The 15,492-nt window shown below is 68.8% G+C and carries 15 protein-coding genes; 8 read left to right on the top strand and 7 right to left on the bottom strand.

Annotated features, from left to right (window positions below; genetic code table 11):
• Positions 1-132 precede the first annotated feature (132 nt).
• A complete protein-coding gene (locus ACFCVM_RS01980; protein ID WP_375833220.1) occupies positions 133-1,053 on the top strand; it encodes a heme o synthase in 921 nt (306 codons plus the stop codon).
• 8 nt (positions 1,054-1,061) lie between these two features.
• Here ACFCVM_RS01980 and ACFCVM_RS01975 read toward each other — a convergent pair whose 3' ends face one another.
• Positions 1,062-1,676 carry a gamma carbonic anhydrase family protein gene (locus tag ACFCVM_RS01975; protein WP_375833218.1) on the bottom strand — a complete coding sequence of 205 codons (615 nt, stop codon included), beginning with the start codon at positions 1,674-1,676 and terminating at the stop codon, positions 1,062-1,064.
• 79 nt (positions 1,677-1,755) lie between these two features.
• Positions 1,756-2,661, bottom strand: coding sequence for a heme A synthase (locus ACFCVM_RS01970; protein WP_375833215.1), 906 nt, complete (start codon positions 2,659-2,661; stop codon positions 1,756-1,758).
• 252 nt (positions 2,662-2,913) lie between these two features.
• Between ACFCVM_RS01970 and sufB the strand changes: the two genes are divergently transcribed.
• The 5 genes from sufB to ACFCVM_RS01945 are packed head-to-tail and all read left to right on the top strand — an operon-like array spanning position 2,914 to position 7,029.
• The gene (sufB, locus tag ACFCVM_RS01965) at positions 2,914-4,332 is read left to right on the top strand and encodes a Fe-S cluster assembly protein SufB (RefSeq protein WP_375833213.1); all 1,419 of its coding nucleotides are present in this window, start codon (positions 2,914-2,916) and stop codon (positions 4,330-4,332) included.
• A 14-nt stretch (positions 4,333-4,346) separates the two neighbouring features.
• Positions 4,347-5,516: a SufD family Fe-S cluster assembly protein gene (locus tag ACFCVM_RS01960; protein ID WP_375833211.1), complete on the top strand. Its 1,170-nt coding sequence runs from the start codon at positions 4,347-4,349 to the stop codon at positions 5,514-5,516.
• 1 nt (position 5,517) lies between these two features.
• Positions 5,518-5,844 carry a non-heme iron oxygenase ferredoxin subunit gene (locus ACFCVM_RS01955; protein WP_375833209.1) on the top strand — a complete coding sequence of 109 codons (327 nt, stop codon included), beginning with the start codon at positions 5,518-5,520 and terminating at the stop codon, positions 5,842-5,844.
• A 52-nt stretch (positions 5,845-5,896) separates the two neighbouring features.
• Positions 5,897-6,679, top strand: a complete 783-nt coding sequence (gene sufC, locus ACFCVM_RS01950; protein ID WP_375833206.1) for a Fe-S cluster assembly ATPase SufC — start codon at positions 5,897-5,899, stop codon at positions 6,677-6,679.
• Between the two features lie 20 nt (positions 6,680-6,699).
• A complete protein-coding gene (locus tag ACFCVM_RS01945) occupies positions 6,700-7,029 on the top strand; it encodes a metal-sulfur cluster assembly factor (protein WP_074258975.1) in 330 nt (109 codons plus the stop codon).
• Between the two features lie 72 nt (positions 7,030-7,101).
• On the opposite strand, the gene ACFCVM_RS01940 is transcribed toward ACFCVM_RS01945, so the two are convergent.
• Entirely contained in the window at positions 7,102-9,147 is a 2,046-nt protein-coding gene (locus ACFCVM_RS01940; protein ID WP_375833204.1) for a M3 family metallopeptidase, read from the bottom strand.
• Between the two features lie 53 nt (positions 9,148-9,200).
• On the opposite strand from ACFCVM_RS01940, the gene ACFCVM_RS01935 reads away from it, so the two are divergent.
• The gene (locus ACFCVM_RS01935) at positions 9,201-10,028 is read left to right on the top strand and encodes a methyltransferase domain-containing protein (protein ID WP_375833202.1); all 828 of its coding nucleotides are present in this window, start codon (positions 9,201-9,203) and stop codon (positions 10,026-10,028) included.
• A gap of 37 nt (positions 10,029-10,065) precedes the next feature.
• Here ACFCVM_RS01935 and ACFCVM_RS01930 read toward each other — a convergent pair whose 3' ends face one another.
• From ACFCVM_RS01930 to ACFCVM_RS01915, 4 genes are all read right to left on the bottom strand, one after another.
• Positions 10,066-10,290 (bottom strand): hypothetical protein, encoded by a 225-nt coding sequence (locus ACFCVM_RS01930; RefSeq protein WP_375833199.1) that lies wholly within the window; start codon positions 10,288-10,290, stop codon positions 10,066-10,068.
• A complete protein-coding gene (locus tag ACFCVM_RS01925; protein WP_375833197.1) occupies positions 10,290-10,736 on the bottom strand; it encodes a GNAT family N-acetyltransferase in 447 nt (148 codons plus the stop codon). The genes ACFCVM_RS01930 and ACFCVM_RS01925 overlap by 1 nt, the downstream gene beginning before the upstream one ends.
• A gap of 8 nt (positions 10,737-10,744) precedes the next feature.
• Positions 10,745-13,327, bottom strand: a complete 2,583-nt coding sequence (gene valS, locus ACFCVM_RS01920; RefSeq protein WP_375833194.1) for a valine--tRNA ligase — start codon at positions 13,325-13,327, stop codon at positions 10,745-10,747.
• Positions 13,328-13,465: 138 nt separating this feature from the next.
• Entirely contained in the window at positions 13,466-14,815 is a 1,350-nt protein-coding gene (locus ACFCVM_RS01915; protein WP_375833191.1) for an MFS transporter, read from the bottom strand.
• Positions 14,816-14,944: 129 nt separating this feature from the next.
• Here ACFCVM_RS01915 and ACFCVM_RS01910 point away from each other — a divergent pair, with 129 nt between their 5' ends.
• Complete coding sequence (locus ACFCVM_RS01910; protein ID WP_375833188.1) at positions 14,945-15,340, top strand: GntR family transcriptional regulator; 396 nt, start codon at positions 14,945-14,947, stop codon at positions 15,338-15,340.
• The last annotated feature ends 152 nt before the right edge of the window (positions 15,341-15,492 follow it).

Genomic DNA, 15,492 nt, shown 5'->3' with positions numbered 1-15,492 from the left:
CACCCGGCACCCGCTCCGCAGTGAGGCCGGAAGGGCGCGGGAGGGCGCCGACCGCACGGGCGACACACGATGTCATAGAATCGAGAGCGAGCGTGGCCGTACTTTGCGTGCTCGCGCGCCGGAAGAGGAACGATGCAGGCAGCCGTAGAGACCCGAGACGCCCGACCGGCGATGACCGCACGGCGCAAGCTCGCCGCCTACCTGGCCCTCACGAAGCCGCGCGTGATCGAGCTGCTGCTCGTCGTGACGGCTCCGACGATGATCCTCGCCCAGCAGGGCCTGCCGAGCCTCTGGCTCCTCATTGCGACGCTCATCGGCGGGGCGATGAGCGCAGGCTCGGCCGGGGCGTTCAACTGCTACATCGACCGCGACATCGACCGGGTCATGAAGCGCACGCAGGGGCGCCCGCTCGTAACCGGCGAGCTGAGCGATCGCGAGGCGCTCGTCTTCGCGTACGGACTCGGCATCGCCTCGATCGTCTGGCTCGGGGTCTTCACGAACTGGCTCGCCGCGGCGCTCTCGCTCGGCGCGATCCTGCTCTACGTCGTCTTCTACAGCCTGATCCTGAAGCGCCGCACGGCCCAGAACATCGTCTGGGGCGGCGTCGCGGGCTGCATGCCCGTGCTGATCGGCTGGGCCGCGGTCACCGGCGACCTCAGCTGGCCGCCGGTCATCCTCTTCCTCATCATCTTCCTCTGGACGCCGCCGCACTACTGGCCGCTCTCCATGAAGTACAAGGACGACTACGCGGCCGCCGGCGTTCCGATGCTCGCCGTCGTGCGCGGCCGCGCCCAGGTGGGGCTCCAGGTCATCCTCTACGCATGGGCGACCGTGGCGTGCTCGCTGCTGCTCATCCCGATCGCTGACATGGGGCTCGTCTACTCGACGGTCGCGGTCGTCACCGGTGTCTGGTTCATCTACGAGACCCACCGTCTGTACAACCTCGCGATCCGCCACCAGCAGGTCTCGCCGATGCGGGTCTTCCACGGCTCGATCGCGTACCTGTCACTGCTCTTCCTCGCGGTCGGCGTCGACCCGCTGCTGCCGTTCTGAACTGGGGCTCAGATCACCTCGGTCGGCGGGCCGTCGATCACGATGTCGTCGCCGTGAGCGGCGTAGAACGCCGACTGACGCGACATGATCTCGCGCATGCTCGCGGGTGACGGGTTGCCGTAGACCGTGCCGACGAAGTTCAACCCGCGCTGGATCGCCCAGATCTCGTCATGCCGCTCGGGTGGGAGGATCTCGGCGGGTGAGCCCACAGCCACCCAGGCGATCGGCACCATCGCGCCGGCGTCGAGCACCGTGTTCACCTGCACGACGCCATTGATGCGCACCTCCGCGCCCCGTCCGAGGACCGCGCCCGGGAAGATCGAGGCGCCCGTGGCGATGAAGACCTCGTCGTCGATCGTCGCGCCGTTGACGTGAGCGTGCGGACCGATGAGCACGTGATCGCCGATCGTGATCGGATGATCGGCGCGACCGCGCACGAGGGCGTGCTCCATCACGACGCACTCGGCGCCCACCCGGATCGAACCGTCCTCCGCGCTGAGCACGGCTCCGTGCAGGACGCGAGTTCCCGCGCCGACGGAGACATCGCCCGACAGCACGGCGGTGGGCGCGATCGTCGCCGTGGGGTGCACGACGGGCCGCCGGCCGCGATGCTCGATCAACATGGGAACCTCCGGGAACCCGATCGTAGCGTTTCGGTTCTCACGCGGCGTCTCGATGCGGATGCCGCAGGTGACGTCCGCTTCAGCGAGCGGATGCCTCGACGGGCGACGCCTCGGACGGGGCATCCGCGGTAACCGGGCGCTTCAGCCGCATGATGACGAGCGTCATCGCGGCCGCGGTGAGTGCGGCGAGCACCATGTGCACGCCGACCGCGAGTGCCGGCAGGCCGTTGCGCGCCTGGTACAGGCCGACGCCGACCTGCACGAGCTCGATGGCGAGCAGTGCGAGCGACCAGCGGAGCGTCGGCAGCTTCAGCCGCCAGGCGGTGACGACGAGCACGAGCGTCAGTGCGAGCAGCGCGTAGCCCGGCCAGGCGTGCACGTGCTCGAGGATCTCGGAGTCGAAGCCGGTGCGTCCGGCCTCTGCGTCACCCGAGTGCGGGCCCGAGCCGGTGGTCAGCACCCCGAAGACGATGGAGATGAGCAGCACCGCGCTCGTGACGTGGGTGAGGGTCGCATACCACGCGGGAACAGCGGACTCGCGCGGGCCTGCGGGGGAGTCCATGCGCGCGAGGAACGCCGCGGAGATGCAGACGAGCGCGAGCGACGAGACGTAGTGGAAGCCGACGATGAACGGGTTCAGTCCGGTCCACACGGTGATGCCGCCGACGATGGCCTGCGCGACGATGCCGATTCCGACGAGGAACGAGAGCACGAACAGGTCGCGGCGCTCGCGTCGGATGCGCCAGACGAGCAGGAACACGATGAGCGCGATGATCCCGACGACGCCGGTCATCATGCGGTTGCCGAACTCGATGAGCGAGTGGTAGGTCAGCTCGTCGGTCGGCACGAGCGACTCGGCCGTGCACGTGGGCCAGGTCGGGCAGCCGAGTCCGGAGCCCGTCAGGCGAACCGCGCCGCCCGTCGCGATGATCGTGACCTGGGCGATGAACGATGCCCAGGCGAAGGTGCGGAGAGTGCGGGTCACGCTGGTTCGTTCCTGATCCGGATCGCGCTGTGACGGCACTGGGAGTCCTGCCCGGCACCTGCCGCGACCCTATAGACTTGAGGGGTTGGTAGGCCCGCCGACCGCGCGAGATCGCGCGCCACGGGCCGCATACCATCTTAGGTTGGCACTAGCGCCACCGGGCACATCATCACCCACTCAACGAGCGCCTCGACTCACGAGGGGAATGAGCCGGCCTGATAGCCGGTTGCACGGGAGGAGAAGAGGGAGAGCATGACGGACGTACTGATCGACCGACCGGAACTCGAAGGGCTCGGCACCTACGAGTTCGGCTGGGCCGACTCCGACGCCGCGGGGGCTTCTGCCCGACGCGGCATCTCGCCGGAGGTGGTCGCCGACATCTCAGGGCTGAAGCAGGAGCCCGAATGGATGCTCCAGCGCCGCCAGCGCGCCTTGCAGCTCTTCGAGCGCAAGCCGATGCCCACCTGGGGCGCCGACCTGTCGGAGATCGACTTCGACAACATCAAGTACTTCGTGCGCTCGACCGAGAAGCAGGCCCAGACCTGGGAAGACCTGCCCGAGGACATCAAGAACACCTACGAGCGGCTCGGCATCCCCGAGGCCGAGCGCCAGCGCCTCGTCGCGGGCGTGGCGGCCCAGTACGAATCCGAGGTGGTCTACCACCAGATCAACGAAGAGCTCGAGCGCCAGGGCGTCATCTTCATGGACACCGACACCGCGCTGAAGGAGCACCCCGAGTTCTTCGAGGAGTACTTCGGCACTGTCATCCCCGCCGGCGACAACAAGTTCGCCGCGCTCAACACGGCCGTGTGGTCGGGCGGTTCGTTCGTCTACGTGCCGAAGGGCGTGCACGTCGAGATCCCGCTGCAGGCCTACTTCCGCATCAACACCGAGAACATGGGCCAGTTCGAGCGCACGCTGATCATCGCCGACGAAGGTAGCTACGTGCACTACATCGAGGGCTGCACGGCGCCGATCTACAAGAGCGACTCGCTGCACTCGGCCGTCGTCGAGATCATCGTGAAGAAAGACGCACGCGTCCGCTACACGACGATCCAGAACTGGTCGAACAACGTCTACAACCTCGTCACCAAGCGCGCCACGGCCGCCGAAGGCGCCACCATGGAGTGGGTCGACGGCAACATCGGCTCGAAGGTCACGATGAAGTACCCGTCGATCTTCCTCATGGGCGAGCACGCCAAGGGCGAGACGCTCTCGGTCGCCTTCGCTGGCCCCGGCCAGCACCAGGACGCGGGCGCGAAGATGATCCACATGGCGCCGTACACGCAGTCGTCGATCGTCTCGAAGTCGATCGCCCGCGGAGGCGGCCGCGCCGGCTATCGCGGCGAAGTGCGCATCGACGCGAACGCCCACCACTCGGCGAACAGCGTCGTCTGCGACGCACTGCTCGTCGACACGATCTCCCGCTCCGACACCTACCCGGCGATCGACATCCGCGTCGACGACGTGAAGCTCGGGCACGAGGCCACGGTCTCGAAGGTCAGCGAAGAGCAGCTCTTCTACCTGATGAGTCGTGGCATCGACGAGACCGAGGCCATGTCGATGATCGTGCGCGGCTTCATCGAGCCGATCGCGCGCGAGCTCCCCATGGAATACGCGATGGAACTCAACAAGCTCATCGAAATGGGCATGGAAGGATCGGTGGGCTAGTAGTGACCGCCCAGATGACCAGCACAGCCATGCCCACCGCGGAGCAGCACGGCCTCGTCGCGCACTCCGACGGCGCCTTCGTGCCCGTGCAGACCCGTTCCGAACGCTTCCGCTCGGTGAACGTCGACGAGTTCGCACCCGTCAACGGCCGCGAGCACGAGTGGAAGTTCTCCCCGGTCGCGGCCTTCGCCGACCTGATCAGCGGCGAGCTCGACGGCTCGCGACTCCCGATCGAGACCACGGATGCCTCGGGCATCGCGTTCTCGTACATCCCGCGCGACGACGCCCGCATCGGCTCGGCCGGCACGCCCGAAGAGCGCGCGAGCGCCAACGCGTGGTCGACGTTCGACGAGGCCCTCCTCGTCTCCGTCACCGGCGAAGACGAGAAGATCGCGTTCGTGACCCGCACCGGGCTCGGCGACGCGCCGCGCGCCGCGCACACCGTCATCGAGGCCGCACCCAACAGCCGCGGCTTCGTCGTGCTCGGCGGCGCGGGCACTGCCCGCCTCAGCGAGAACGTCGAGATCCTCGTCGGCGCCGGGGCATCCCTCACCGTCGTCTCGCTGCAGGAGTGGGACGACGAGGCCGTGCACCTCTCGAGCCAGTTCGCCCGCCTCGGCCGCGACTCGTTCCTGAAGCACATCGTGGTCTCGCTCGGCGGCAAGGTCGTCCGGGTGAACCCCTCGACCCACCTCGCCGAGCAGGGCTCCGACATCGAGGCCCTCGGCCTGTACTTCGCCGATGCCGGTCAGCACCTCGAGCAACAGGTCTTCGTGCACCACGACGCGCCGCACACCAAGAGCCGCGTGACCTACAAGGGCGCGCTGCAGGGCGCCGGGGCGCGCACCGTCTGGATCGGCGACGTGCTCATCGGCAACGCAGCGGTCGGCACCGACAGCTACGAGCAGAACCGCAACCTCGTGCTCACCGAGGGAACCCGTGCCGACTCCGTGCCGAACCTCGAGATCGAGACCGGCGACATCGAAGGCGCCGGGCACGCGAGTGCCACGGGCCGTTTCGACGACGAGCAGCTGTTCTACCTCATGGCACGCGGCATCCGCGAAGACGAGGCGCGTCGCCTCGTCGTGCGCGGCTTCCTCACCGACATCGTGCAGAAGATCGGCTCGGCCGACCTCGAAGCCCGCCTCACGGCGGCGATCGAGGCTGAACTGGAAGGTCGCTGACGTGACATCCGTGCGTGTGTGCGCCATCGACGACCTCGCCGTCAACGAAGCGTCGCGCTTCGTGCTCGAGGGCGTTCCCATCGCCGTCGTGAGAGATGCGGCTGGTGACGTCTTCGCCATTGGAGACACCTGCACGCATGGCGACATCTCGCTCGCCGAGGGGTTCGTGGAAGACGACACCCTCGAGTGCTGGGCGCACGGCTCCATGTTCTCCCTCAAGACGGGCAAGCCGCTCACGCTGCCCGCGTACGAGCCCGTCCCGGTCTACCAGGTCGAGCTCAAGGACGGCGACGTCCACATCGATCCCGCGGTCACCCTGACCGTCTGACACACCTTCTCCGGCCCGGAACGGCCGGCAACCGAAAGAGACCACTACGAACATGTCCGTTCTCGAGATCAAGAACCTCCACGTCAACGTCGAGACCGAGCAGGGCACGCGCGAGATCCTGCGCGGCGTCGACCTCGTCATCAACGAGGGCGAGATCCACGCGATCATGGGCCCCAACGGCTCGGGCAAGTCGACGCTCGCCTACACGATCGCCGGCCACCCCAAGTACCAGGTCGTCGAGGGCGAGATCCTCCTCGACGGTGAGAACGTGCTCGAGATGTCGGTCGACGAGCGCGCACGCGCGGGCCTCTTCCTCGCGATGCAGTACCCCGTCGAGATCCCCGGCGTGACCGTCACCAACTTCCTCCGCACCGCCAAGACGGCGATCGACGGCGAGGCGCCCTCGATCCGCGGCTGGATCAAGGACGTCCGCGAGTCGATGGGCAACCTCAAGATGGACTCGGCGTTCGCCGAGCGCAACGTCAACGAAGGCTTCTCGGGCGGCGAGAAGAAGCGCAACGAGATCCTCCAGCTCGAGCTGCTGAAGCCGAAGTTCGCCGTGCTCGACGAGACCGACTCCGGTCTCGACGTCGACGCACTGAAGATCGTCTCCGAGGGCGTCAACCGCGCCCACTCGAACACCGGCCTCGGTGTGCTGCTCATCACGCACTACACGCGCATCCTCCGCTACATCAAGCCCGACTTCGTGCACGTCTTCGTCGCGGGCAAGATCGCCGAGCAGGGCGGCGCCGAGCTCGCCGACCGTCTCGAAGAAGAGGGCTACGACCGCTACCAGGTCGCGGAATCCGCGGCCGAAGCGGTGCCGGCCGAATAGGCCGAGAGTAGGATCGCACCATGGTCACCTCCCTCGCACCAGAGCGCTACGACCAGGTCGAAGAAGCGCTGAAAGACGTCATGGACCCCGAGCTCGGGGTCAACATCGTCGACCTCGGCCTCATCTACGACCTCGGCTGGGACGACGAGAACGACGCGCTCGTCATCCACATGACGCTCACGAGCGCCGGATGCCCCCTCACCGATGTCATCGAGGAGCAGACCGCAGAGGCACTCGACGGCACGGTCGACGCGTTCCGCATCAACTGGGTGTGGATGCCGCCGTGGGGCCCCGAGCGCATCACCGACGACGGCCGCGACATGATGCGGGCGCTCGGCTTCGCGATCTGAGTCGTGTTGCCGAGCCGCCGCTCGGCGACATCGGATGCCCCGTGCAGCACGCTGCACGGGGCATCCGCCGTCTCAGGCGAGGCCGCGACGTTCGAGGAGTGCCGCGATGTCGGGTTCGCGCCCGAGCAGGCGTCGGATCGACTCCCGCGGATCGCGTGAACCGCCCGGAGCGAGGATCTCCGCGCGGTATCGATCGCCGTTCGCGCGGGTGGCGCCGCCGTTCGCCTCGAACCACGCCATGATGTCGGCGCCCGGCACCTCGCTCCAGATGTACGAGTAGTACCCGGCGTCGTACCCGCCCGCGAAGACGTGAGCGAAGTAGGTGCTCGAGTAGCGCGGCGGCACGAGCGGGTCGTCGAGTCCGGCCACGGCGAGTGCCCGGTGCTCGAAGTCCGCGACGTCGGTGACGGCCTCGGCTTCGGCGGGGGAGAGACGGTGCCATGCCTGGTCGAGCACTGCCGCTGCGAGGTACTCGGTGGTCGAGAAGCCCTCGTTGAACGTGCGCGAGGCCAGCAGGCGGTCGACGAGCTGTTGCGGCATCCGCTCGCCCGTCGCGTGATGCACGGCGTACTCGCCGAGCACCTCGGGTCGCAGCACCCAGAGCTCGTTGACCTGGCTCGGCAGCTCGACGAAGTCGCGGTAGACGTTCGTGCCCGACATCGACGGGTGCACGACATCGGAGAGCAGGCCGTGCAGCGCGTGGCCGAACTCATGGAAGAGCGTCTCGGTCTCGTCGAGCGTGAGCAGGGTCGGCTCGCCCGCCGCGGGGCGGGCGACGTTCATGTTGTTCACGACGACCGGGAGCGTGCCCTCGAGCGTCGACTGCTCGACGAGCGAGCTCATCCACGCGCCGCCGCGCTTCGAGTCCCGGGTGTAGAGGTCGAGCAGGTACAGGCCGACGGGCGTGCCGTTCTCCTCGAACACCTCGAACACGCGCGTCTCGGGGTGGTATCCGACGAGGTCGGTGCGTTCGGTGAACGTGAGCCCGTAGAGCAGCTGCGCCGCACGGAAGACGCCCCGCGTCAGGACACGATCGAACTCCAGGTACGGTCGCATCTCGTCGAGGTCGACCGCGTAGCGCTCTCGCCGCACCGCCTCGCTGAGGAACGCCCAGTCGGATGCCCCGACCGGTCGTCGCTCGCTCGATGCCGCCTGCTCTGCGAGGGCGAGCGCCTCGCGCCGGGCGTTCGCCGTGGCGGCGGGCGCGAGCCGGTCGAGCAGCTCGGCGACAGCCTCGGGCGTGCCCGCCGTCTCATCGACCGTGACGGCGGCGGCGTGACTGTCGAACCCGAGGAGTGCCGCTCGCTCGGCGCGGAGGCGCACGAGCTCGAGGAGGGTCGAACGGGTGTCATGGGCACCGCCGCGGCATCCGCGTGCGCGTGATGCGGCGAGCAGGCGATCGCGCACGGCATCGCGCTCGAGCGATGCGAGCGTCGGCTGACCGGTCGGCAGCACGAGCGTGATGAGCCAGCCGTCGAGACCGCGTGCGATCGCGGCCTCTCGCGCGGCCGAACGCCGTCCGTCGTCGAGACCAGCGAGGTCGTCGGTGTCGGTGAGGTGCAGCGCGAGATCGTTCGCGTCGGCGAGCAGGTGCTGCTGGAACGCCGTCGTGAGCTCGGAGATGCGGGTGTTCAGTGCCGTGAGGGCACTGCGCTGCGTCTCGTCGAGCGCGGCGCCGGCGAGCGTCGCGGTGCGGTGGTATTTGTCGAGCAACTCGACCGACTCCGCATCGAGGTCGAGCTCTGTGCGCGCGGCCTGAAGCTCGGAGAGTCGTGCGTAGAGCCGCGGATCGAGCCTGATCGCGTCGCGATGGGTCGAGAGCAGCGGTGCGAACTCGACCTCCACGGCGTCGATCGCGGCATCGCTGTCGGCCGAGCTCGCGTTCTCGAACACGGGGAGTACGCGGCGGAGCAACTCTCCCGAGCGTTCGAGGGCGACGACCGTGTTCTCGAACGTCGGCGCTGCGGCATCCGTGGCGATCACCTCGACCGCCTGCCGCTGCTCGCGCATCCCCGCCGTGATCGCCTCGGGGTAGTGCTCAGGGCGGATGAGGGCGAAGAGCGGAAGCCGGTAGGGCAGCGGGCTCGGCTCGAGGAACGGATTGGAGTGCTCGGTCATCCATCCACCGTAGTTCGCTGTCACACGGACAGGCATGAGCCTAGGCTCGGAACATGAGCACCGATCGCCCCGAACAGGTCCTCCGCGACACGTACACGCACGGCCACCATGCGAGCGTGCTGCGCACGCACTCCTGGCGCACGGTGGAGAACTCGGCCGCCTATCTCGTACCGCATCTGCGCGAAGGGTTCCGCGTCCTCGATGTGGGCAGCGGCCCCGGCACCATCACGATCGACCTGGCCCGCCGAGTGCGGCCCGGAACGGTCGTCGGCATCGACGCCTCGGCCGACGTCGTGGCCGCGGCAGCCGGGCTGGCCGAGAGCGAGGGCGTGGCGAACGTCGAATTCGCCGTGGGCGACGCGTACGCACTCGATTTCGACGACGACATGTTCGACGTCGTGCACGCCCACCAGGTGCTGCAGCACCTCGCTCGACCGGTCGACGCACTGCGCGAGTTCCACCGTGTCACGAAGCCGGGCGGAGTCGTCGCCGCGCGCGACGTCGACTACGGCGGCGTGATCTGGAACCCCGCCTCGCCCGGCCTCGCCCGGTGGCTCGAGCTCTATCGAGGCGTGCACGAGTGGAACGGCGGTGAGGCCGATGCCGGGCGCCACCTGAAGAGCTGGGCGCGTGAAGCCGGGTTCACCGAGATCGCCGCGACCGGTGCCGTGTGGGTCTTCTCCACCGCGCTCGAACGCGAGTGGTGGGGCGGCGCCTGGGCCGAGCGCGCCACCGAGTCGCAGTTCGCCGCGCACGCGATCGAGTCCGGGCACTCGAACCCCGACGAGCTCCGTCACATCTCCGATGCCTGGCGGGCGTGGGCGGCCGACGAAGACGGCTGGCTGCTCATGCCGCACGGCGAGATCATCGCGCGGGCCTAGCGTGCGCTCCGGGCGCGTGCGCTCGGCGAAGCTGCCGCTACCAGTCCTCGTCGGCGTCGTGCGCGTCGACGATCGTGTCGCGCACGACGGTACCGTCGTCGAGCTCGGCGATCGGCCGACCCTCGAGCCATGTGAGGGTCCAGTGGCGGTCGGCACCGTCGCCGGCGAACCCCGACTCGGCGGCGGCGATCCGCTCGCGCAGACCCGTCGGCACGGAGGCCGGCGGCACCGTGCCGAACGCCCAGCGGGTGCCGAGGCGCATCAGGCGTCCATCTCGTACGTGACCCAGCTGGTGCGCTTCGCGATCTGGTCGTACACCTGCTGCGCCGGCGCGTTGTCGGCCGCAGTGATCCAGCTGACGCCGCCGTGGCCGATCTCGGCCGCACGCGCATGCACGAACTCGATGAGCGCTCGCCCGATGCCCGACCCGCGCGCGCTCTCGTCGACGTAGAGGTCGTCGAGGTACATGCCGCGAGTCGCCGTCAGCGAGTTCGGCACGGCCCGGTAGTGGGCGAGCCCCACGGGGCGCCCTTCGTCGTCGACGGCGAGTGCGGCCTGCAGCGGCTCGGCCTCGTCACGGATCCAGTTCCAGACGATGAGCGCCTTGGCGTCGTCGAGTTCGGTCTCGTAGAAGCGGCAGTACGCCTCGAACAGCGGCAGCCATCCGAAGAAGTCGTCGTCACCGGCCGATCGGATCTCGTAGTTCATGGTTCCCCCTATTCCGACGGCGCCTCGAAGACGACGTCGCGGACTTCGAACGACTCGGCTTCGACGAAACCGAGCTCGGCGATGCGCCCCACCGCACGCAGATCTGATGCGACCGATTCCAGCAGCGCGATCGTCGCGGCAGGCGCTGCGATCACGGCACTCGCGACCGGCGTCTTCTGCGACGCCTTCGCATCGGTCTTGGCCCGTCGGATGCCGGTCAGCGCGAGACCCGCGAGCTCGAGGAGCTCGACGCCGGCGTCGCCACGGGCGGCGAGCTCGTCGACGTTCGGCCACGATGCCACGTGCACCGAACCGTCGTGCGACCAGCGCCACGCCTCTTCGGTCGCGAATGGGATGACGGGTGCGAAGAGTCGGAGCAGCACGTCGAGCGCGGTCTTCAGCGCCGCCACGGCCGAGGCCTGCTCCGGGCTCGGCTCGCCGTAGGCGCGCTCCTTCACGAGCTCGAGGTAGTCGTCGCAGAACGTCCAGAAGAACGTCTCGGCGAGCTCCAGCGCGCGCGCGTGGTCGTAGGCCTCGAGCGAACGGGTGGCGCGCTCGACGACTCCGGCGAGCTCGGCGAGCATGCTGCGGTCGACCGGCACGGTCACCGGGGCATCCGCTCGGCCGTCGAAGCCGAGGATGAACTTCGCCGCGTTCAGCACCTTGATGGCGAGGCGGCGGCCGATCTTGACCTGCGTCGGGTTCTGCGGGTCGAAGGCCGCGTCGGTGCCGAGGCGCGAGGATGCCGCCCAGTAGCGCACCGCGTCGGAGCCGTGCTGGTCGAGGAGGCCGGCGGGCGTTACGACGTTGCCCTTCGACTTGGACATCTTCTTGCGGTCGGGGTCGACGATGAATCCCGAGATCGAGGCGTTCGCCCACGGTGCGACTCCGTGCTCGAGCTCGGCGCGGAGGGTCGTCGAGAAGAGCCAGGTGCGGATGATGTCCTGACCCTGCGGGCGCAGCGAGTACGGGAAGACGAGGTCGAAGAGTTCGGGGTCGCGCTCCCAGCCGCCCGCGAGCTGCGGGGTCAGCGACGAGGTCGCCCAGGTGTCCATGACATCGTGCTCGCCGATGAAGCCGCCGGCTTCACCGCGCTGCGACTCCTCGAAGCCGGGTGCGGCCGCGGAGGACGGGTCGACCGGCAGCATCTCGCGCGTCGCGACGATCGGCTCGTCGAACTTCGGGTCACCGGCCGCGTCGAGCGGGTACCAGACGGGGATCGGCACGCCGAAGAAGCGCTGGCGCGAGACGAGCCAGTCGCCCGAGAGCCCGCCGACCCAGTTCTCGTAGCGGACGCGCATGAAGTCGGGGTGCCAGTCGATCTCACGGCCGTGCCAGAGCAGTCGCTCGCGCAGAGCCTCGTCGCGAGCGCCGTTGCGGATGTACCACTGGCGCGTCGAGACGATCTCGAGCGGCTTGTCGCCCTTCTCGAAGAACTTGACCGGGTGCGTGATCGACTTCGGGTCGGCGAGCAGGTCGCCCGAGTCGCGGAGCTGCTGCACCACGGCCTGCTTCGCCGAGAAGGTGGTCTTGCCGGCCAGCTCGGCGAACGCGGCCTTGCCGGCCTCGGAGGTGATGACGTCGGGGGCCTCTGCGATGACGCGGCCGTCGAAGCCGATGATCGCGCGGTTCGGCAGGTCGAGCTCGCGCCACCACACGACGTCGGTGATGTCGCCGAAGGTGCAGATCATGGCGATGCCCGTGCCCTTGTCCTTCTGAGCGAGGTGGTGGGCGACGACGGGCACCTCGACGCCGAACACGGGCGACGTGACGGTCGTGCCGAAGAGCGGCTGGTAGCGCTCGTCGTCGGGGTGCGCGACGAGGGCGACGCACGCGGGGATGAGTTCGGGCCGACTCGTCTCGATCTCGATGATGCCGCCGTCGGGGCGGTGGAACGAGACGCGGTGGTAGTGGCCCGGCTGCTCGCGGTCCTCGAGCTCGGCCTGCGCGACCGCGGTGCGGAAGGTGACATCCCAGAGGGTCGGCGCGAGCGCCTGGTAGGCCTCGCCGCGCTCGACGTTGCGCACGAAGGCGAGCTGCGAGGCGAAGAGCGACTCGTCGCCGATCGTGCGGTAGGTCTGGGTCCAGTCGACCGAGAGACCGAGCTGGCGCCAGAGCGCCTCGAACTGCTGCTCGTCTTCGACGGTCAGCCGCTCGCACAGCTCGATGAAGTTGCGGCGGCTGATCGGCACCTGGTCGGCCGCCTTCGTCGACTTGCCGTCGCCGCCCTCGAACGGCGGCACGAAGCCCTCGATGTAGGCGAGGGTCGGGTCGCAGCGCACGCCGTAGTAGTTCTGCACCCGGCGTTCGGTGGGCAGGCCGTTGTCGTCCCAGCCCATCGGGTAGAAGACGCTCTTGCCGCGCATGCGCTGGAATCGAGCGACGACGTCGGTGTGCGTGTACGAGAAGACGTGGCCGATGTGCAGCGAGCCGGAGGCGGTCGGCGGCGGGGTGTCGATCGAGTAGATGCACTCGCGCGTCGCCGACTTCCGGTCGAACCGATAGGTGCCCTCGCGCTCCCAGGCGCCTCCCCAAACCGATTCGAGGCCTTCGAGAGCGGGCTTGTCGGGAATGCGCGCGGTGTCGGTCATGATGCTCCGGTTCGATATCGGCGGCACCGTGTCGGTGGTGAGGTGCCTGAATGTGCGACGATCCAGCCTACCGGAGGCGAGCACGAACGCCGCGGCACCCGCCCTTCGAGGGTGGCGGATGCCGCGGCGTGCTGCCGATCAGACGGTCGCGGGCTCGGGCGCGGCGTCGTCGATCTCGCCGACTTCGGGCGCCTTCCGCATGCGAGCGGCGGCGTACGCCGCGACGAGCGTCAGCACCGAGAGCAGGGCGAGCACGATGCCCGGGTGCCACCAGGCGTAGCCGGTGGCCTCGCCGATCGCCACGGTGACGAGCGGCACGAAACCGGAGACGGTCGCGGCGATCGCGTACGACACCGAGAGCGCCGAGTACCGGAAGTGATCGGGGAACAGGTCGTTCATGAGGCCGCCGAGCGCCGCCCACGACATCGTGGGCAGGATGCCGCCGATGATCATGGTTCCGACGAGGATCGGGAAGGTCGCGAACTGCAGCAGGAAGTACATCGGGAACGTGATGAGGAGCGTGCCGAGCGCACCCCACGCCACGACCTGCGCCGAGCCGATGCGGCTCGCCCACGCGCCGAAGAGCGGGATGGTGATGAGCTGCAGGAGGCCGCCGATCGTGGTCGCGACGAGCAGGTCCTGGAAGCTGAATCCGAGCTGCACCGCCCCGTAGTTGATCGTGTACGTGTTCATGAGCGAGTAGGAGCCGATACCGAGGAGGGCGGCGCCGATCGCGACGACGATCGCGACGGGGCGACGAGCGAACATCGTGACGAAGGGCACTCGGTCGCGGCGGCCCTCGGCGACGACCTCGCGGAACACCGGAGTCTCGTCGATCGACCAGCGCAGGTAGAGCGAGACCAGCAGGAGCGGGAACGCGAGGAGGAACGGGATGCGCCAGCCCCACGCCACGATCTCCTCGGCCGGGAGCACGAGCGTCATGATGATGAACAGCACGGCCGAGAGGATCGAGCCGACGGGGGAGCCGAGCTGGGGGATCGCGGCGTAGAAGGCGCGCTTCACCGATCCGGAGTGCTCGGTCGCGAGGAGGATCGATCCGCCCCACTCGCCGCCGAGCGAGAGGCCCTGGATGACGCGCAGCAGCACGAGCAGGATGGCCCCGATCCATCCGGCCTGCGCATACGTGGGCAGGAGGCCGATGAGACCCGTCGCGACGCCCATGACCGCGACCGTCCAGAGGAGGGTCGCGCGTCGGCCGAGCCGGTCGCCCATGTGGCCGAAGACCACGGCGCCGATCGGCCGGACGATGAACGCGAGCGCGATCGTCGAGAACGAGGCGAGCGTCGCGCCGAACTCGCCGAGCGGTTCGAAGAACAGCGGTCCGGTGAAGAAGGCCGTGAAGTACGCGAACACGTAGAAGTCGAACGACTCGAGCGAGGTGCCGATCATCGACGCCCAGGCCACGCGGCGGGCGGGGCTGGCGGTGGGGGCCGGTTCGACGGCGGGAGTGGTGGTGGTCACAGTCATTCCTTGGGAGAGCGCCGGATGGAAGCGGCGGCGGGTGAGGCGGTCGCGAAGACCGCACACATCCTGACACCGCCGGGATGCTGCGACAAGCAAGTTGTTCGTATTTCACTAGAACAATAGACTTTGAACATGCTGATCCGCCTCGATCCGACCCTCGACGCACCGCTCTTCGAGCAGCTCGCCTCCGGGCTCCGGGCGTCGATCATCGACGGCCGGCTGTCGGGCGGCGAGCGCCTGCCGGCGGCCCGCGAGCTCGCCGATTCCCTCGGCGTCAACGTGCATACGGTGCTCCGCGCCTATCACCGGTTGCGCGACGAGCGCCTCATCGAGCTCCACCGCGGCCGGGGTGCGGTCGTCGCCGTGCGGATCGGCGGCCACGCCGCCCTCGCCGGTGCCGTCTACGATCTCGTCGACGAGGCGAAGGGCCACGAACTGCCCGAGGCAGCGCTCCTCGCCCTCGTGAGCGAGGCCTACCGCTCGGCGCCTCGCGCCTCGGGCGTGCTCCGTCCTATGCCGACGCGGTAGTCTTGACGGCAGCGACACCGGTCCGGCCACTGGCCGGCGCAGGGGTCGTGGAGACAATCGACATCGATCCGGCCATCACCGGGGAGTCTTCGGAAGAACCCGAACGGGCGCCCACGCGGCATCCGCTCGGCAGTAGAACCGAACGGGGCGGC

The sequence above is a fragment of the Agromyces sp. NPDC056389 genome, assembly GCF_042262385.1.
Classification (GTDB): domain Bacteria; phylum Actinomycetota; class Actinomycetes; order Actinomycetales; family Microbacteriaceae; genus Agromyces.
Note: the sequence above shows the minus strand (reverse complement) of the source record. Positions and strands in the feature narration are given on the sequence as shown.

Excerpts from the sequence above, each read along its gene's own strand:
- ACFCVM_RS01940 (WP_375833204.1), bottom strand. The coding sequence starts at position 9,147 with ATGACCGAGCACTCCAATCCGTTCCTCGAGCCGAGCCCGCTGCCCTAC.
- ACFCVM_RS01930 (WP_375833199.1), bottom strand. The coding sequence starts at position 10,290 with ATGCGCCTCGGCACCCGCTGGGCGTTCGGCACGGTGCCGCCGGCCTCC.
- ACFCVM_RS01980 (WP_375833220.1), top strand. The coding sequence starts at position 133 with ATGCAGGCAGCCGTAGAGACCCGAGACGCCCGACCGGCGATGACCGCA.
- sufB (WP_375833213.1), top strand. The coding sequence starts at position 2,914 with ATGACGGACGTACTGATCGACCGACCGGAACTCGAAGGGCTCGGCACC.
- ACFCVM_RS01935 (WP_375833202.1), top strand. The coding sequence starts at position 9,201 with ATGAGCACCGATCGCCCCGAACAGGTCCTCCGCGACACGTACACGCAC.
- sufC (WP_375833206.1), top strand. The coding sequence starts at position 5,897 with ATGTCCGTTCTCGAGATCAAGAACCTCCACGTCAACGTCGAGACCGAG.
- ACFCVM_RS01915 (WP_375833191.1), bottom strand. The coding sequence starts at position 14,815 with ATGACTGTGACCACCACCACTCCCGCCGTCGAACCGGCCCCCACCGCC.
- ACFCVM_RS01945 (WP_074258975.1), top strand. The coding sequence starts at position 6,700 with ATGGTCACCTCCCTCGCACCAGAGCGCTACGACCAGGTCGAAGAAGCG.
- ACFCVM_RS01960 (WP_375833211.1), top strand. The coding sequence starts at position 4,347 with ATGACCAGCACAGCCATGCCCACCGCGGAGCAGCACGGCCTCGTCGCG.
- ACFCVM_RS01975 (WP_375833218.1), bottom strand. The coding sequence starts at position 1,676 with ATGTTGATCGAGCATCGCGGCCGGCGGCCCGTCGTGCACCCCACGGCG.
- ACFCVM_RS01910 (WP_375833188.1), top strand. The coding sequence starts at position 14,945 with ATGCTGATCCGCCTCGATCCGACCCTCGACGCACCGCTCTTCGAGCAG.
- valS (WP_375833194.1), bottom strand. The coding sequence starts at position 13,327 with ATGACCGACACCGCGCGCATTCCCGACAAGCCCGCTCTCGAAGGCCTC.
- ACFCVM_RS01925 (WP_375833197.1), bottom strand. The coding sequence starts at position 10,736 with ATGAACTACGAGATCCGATCGGCCGGTGACGACGACTTCTTCGGATGG.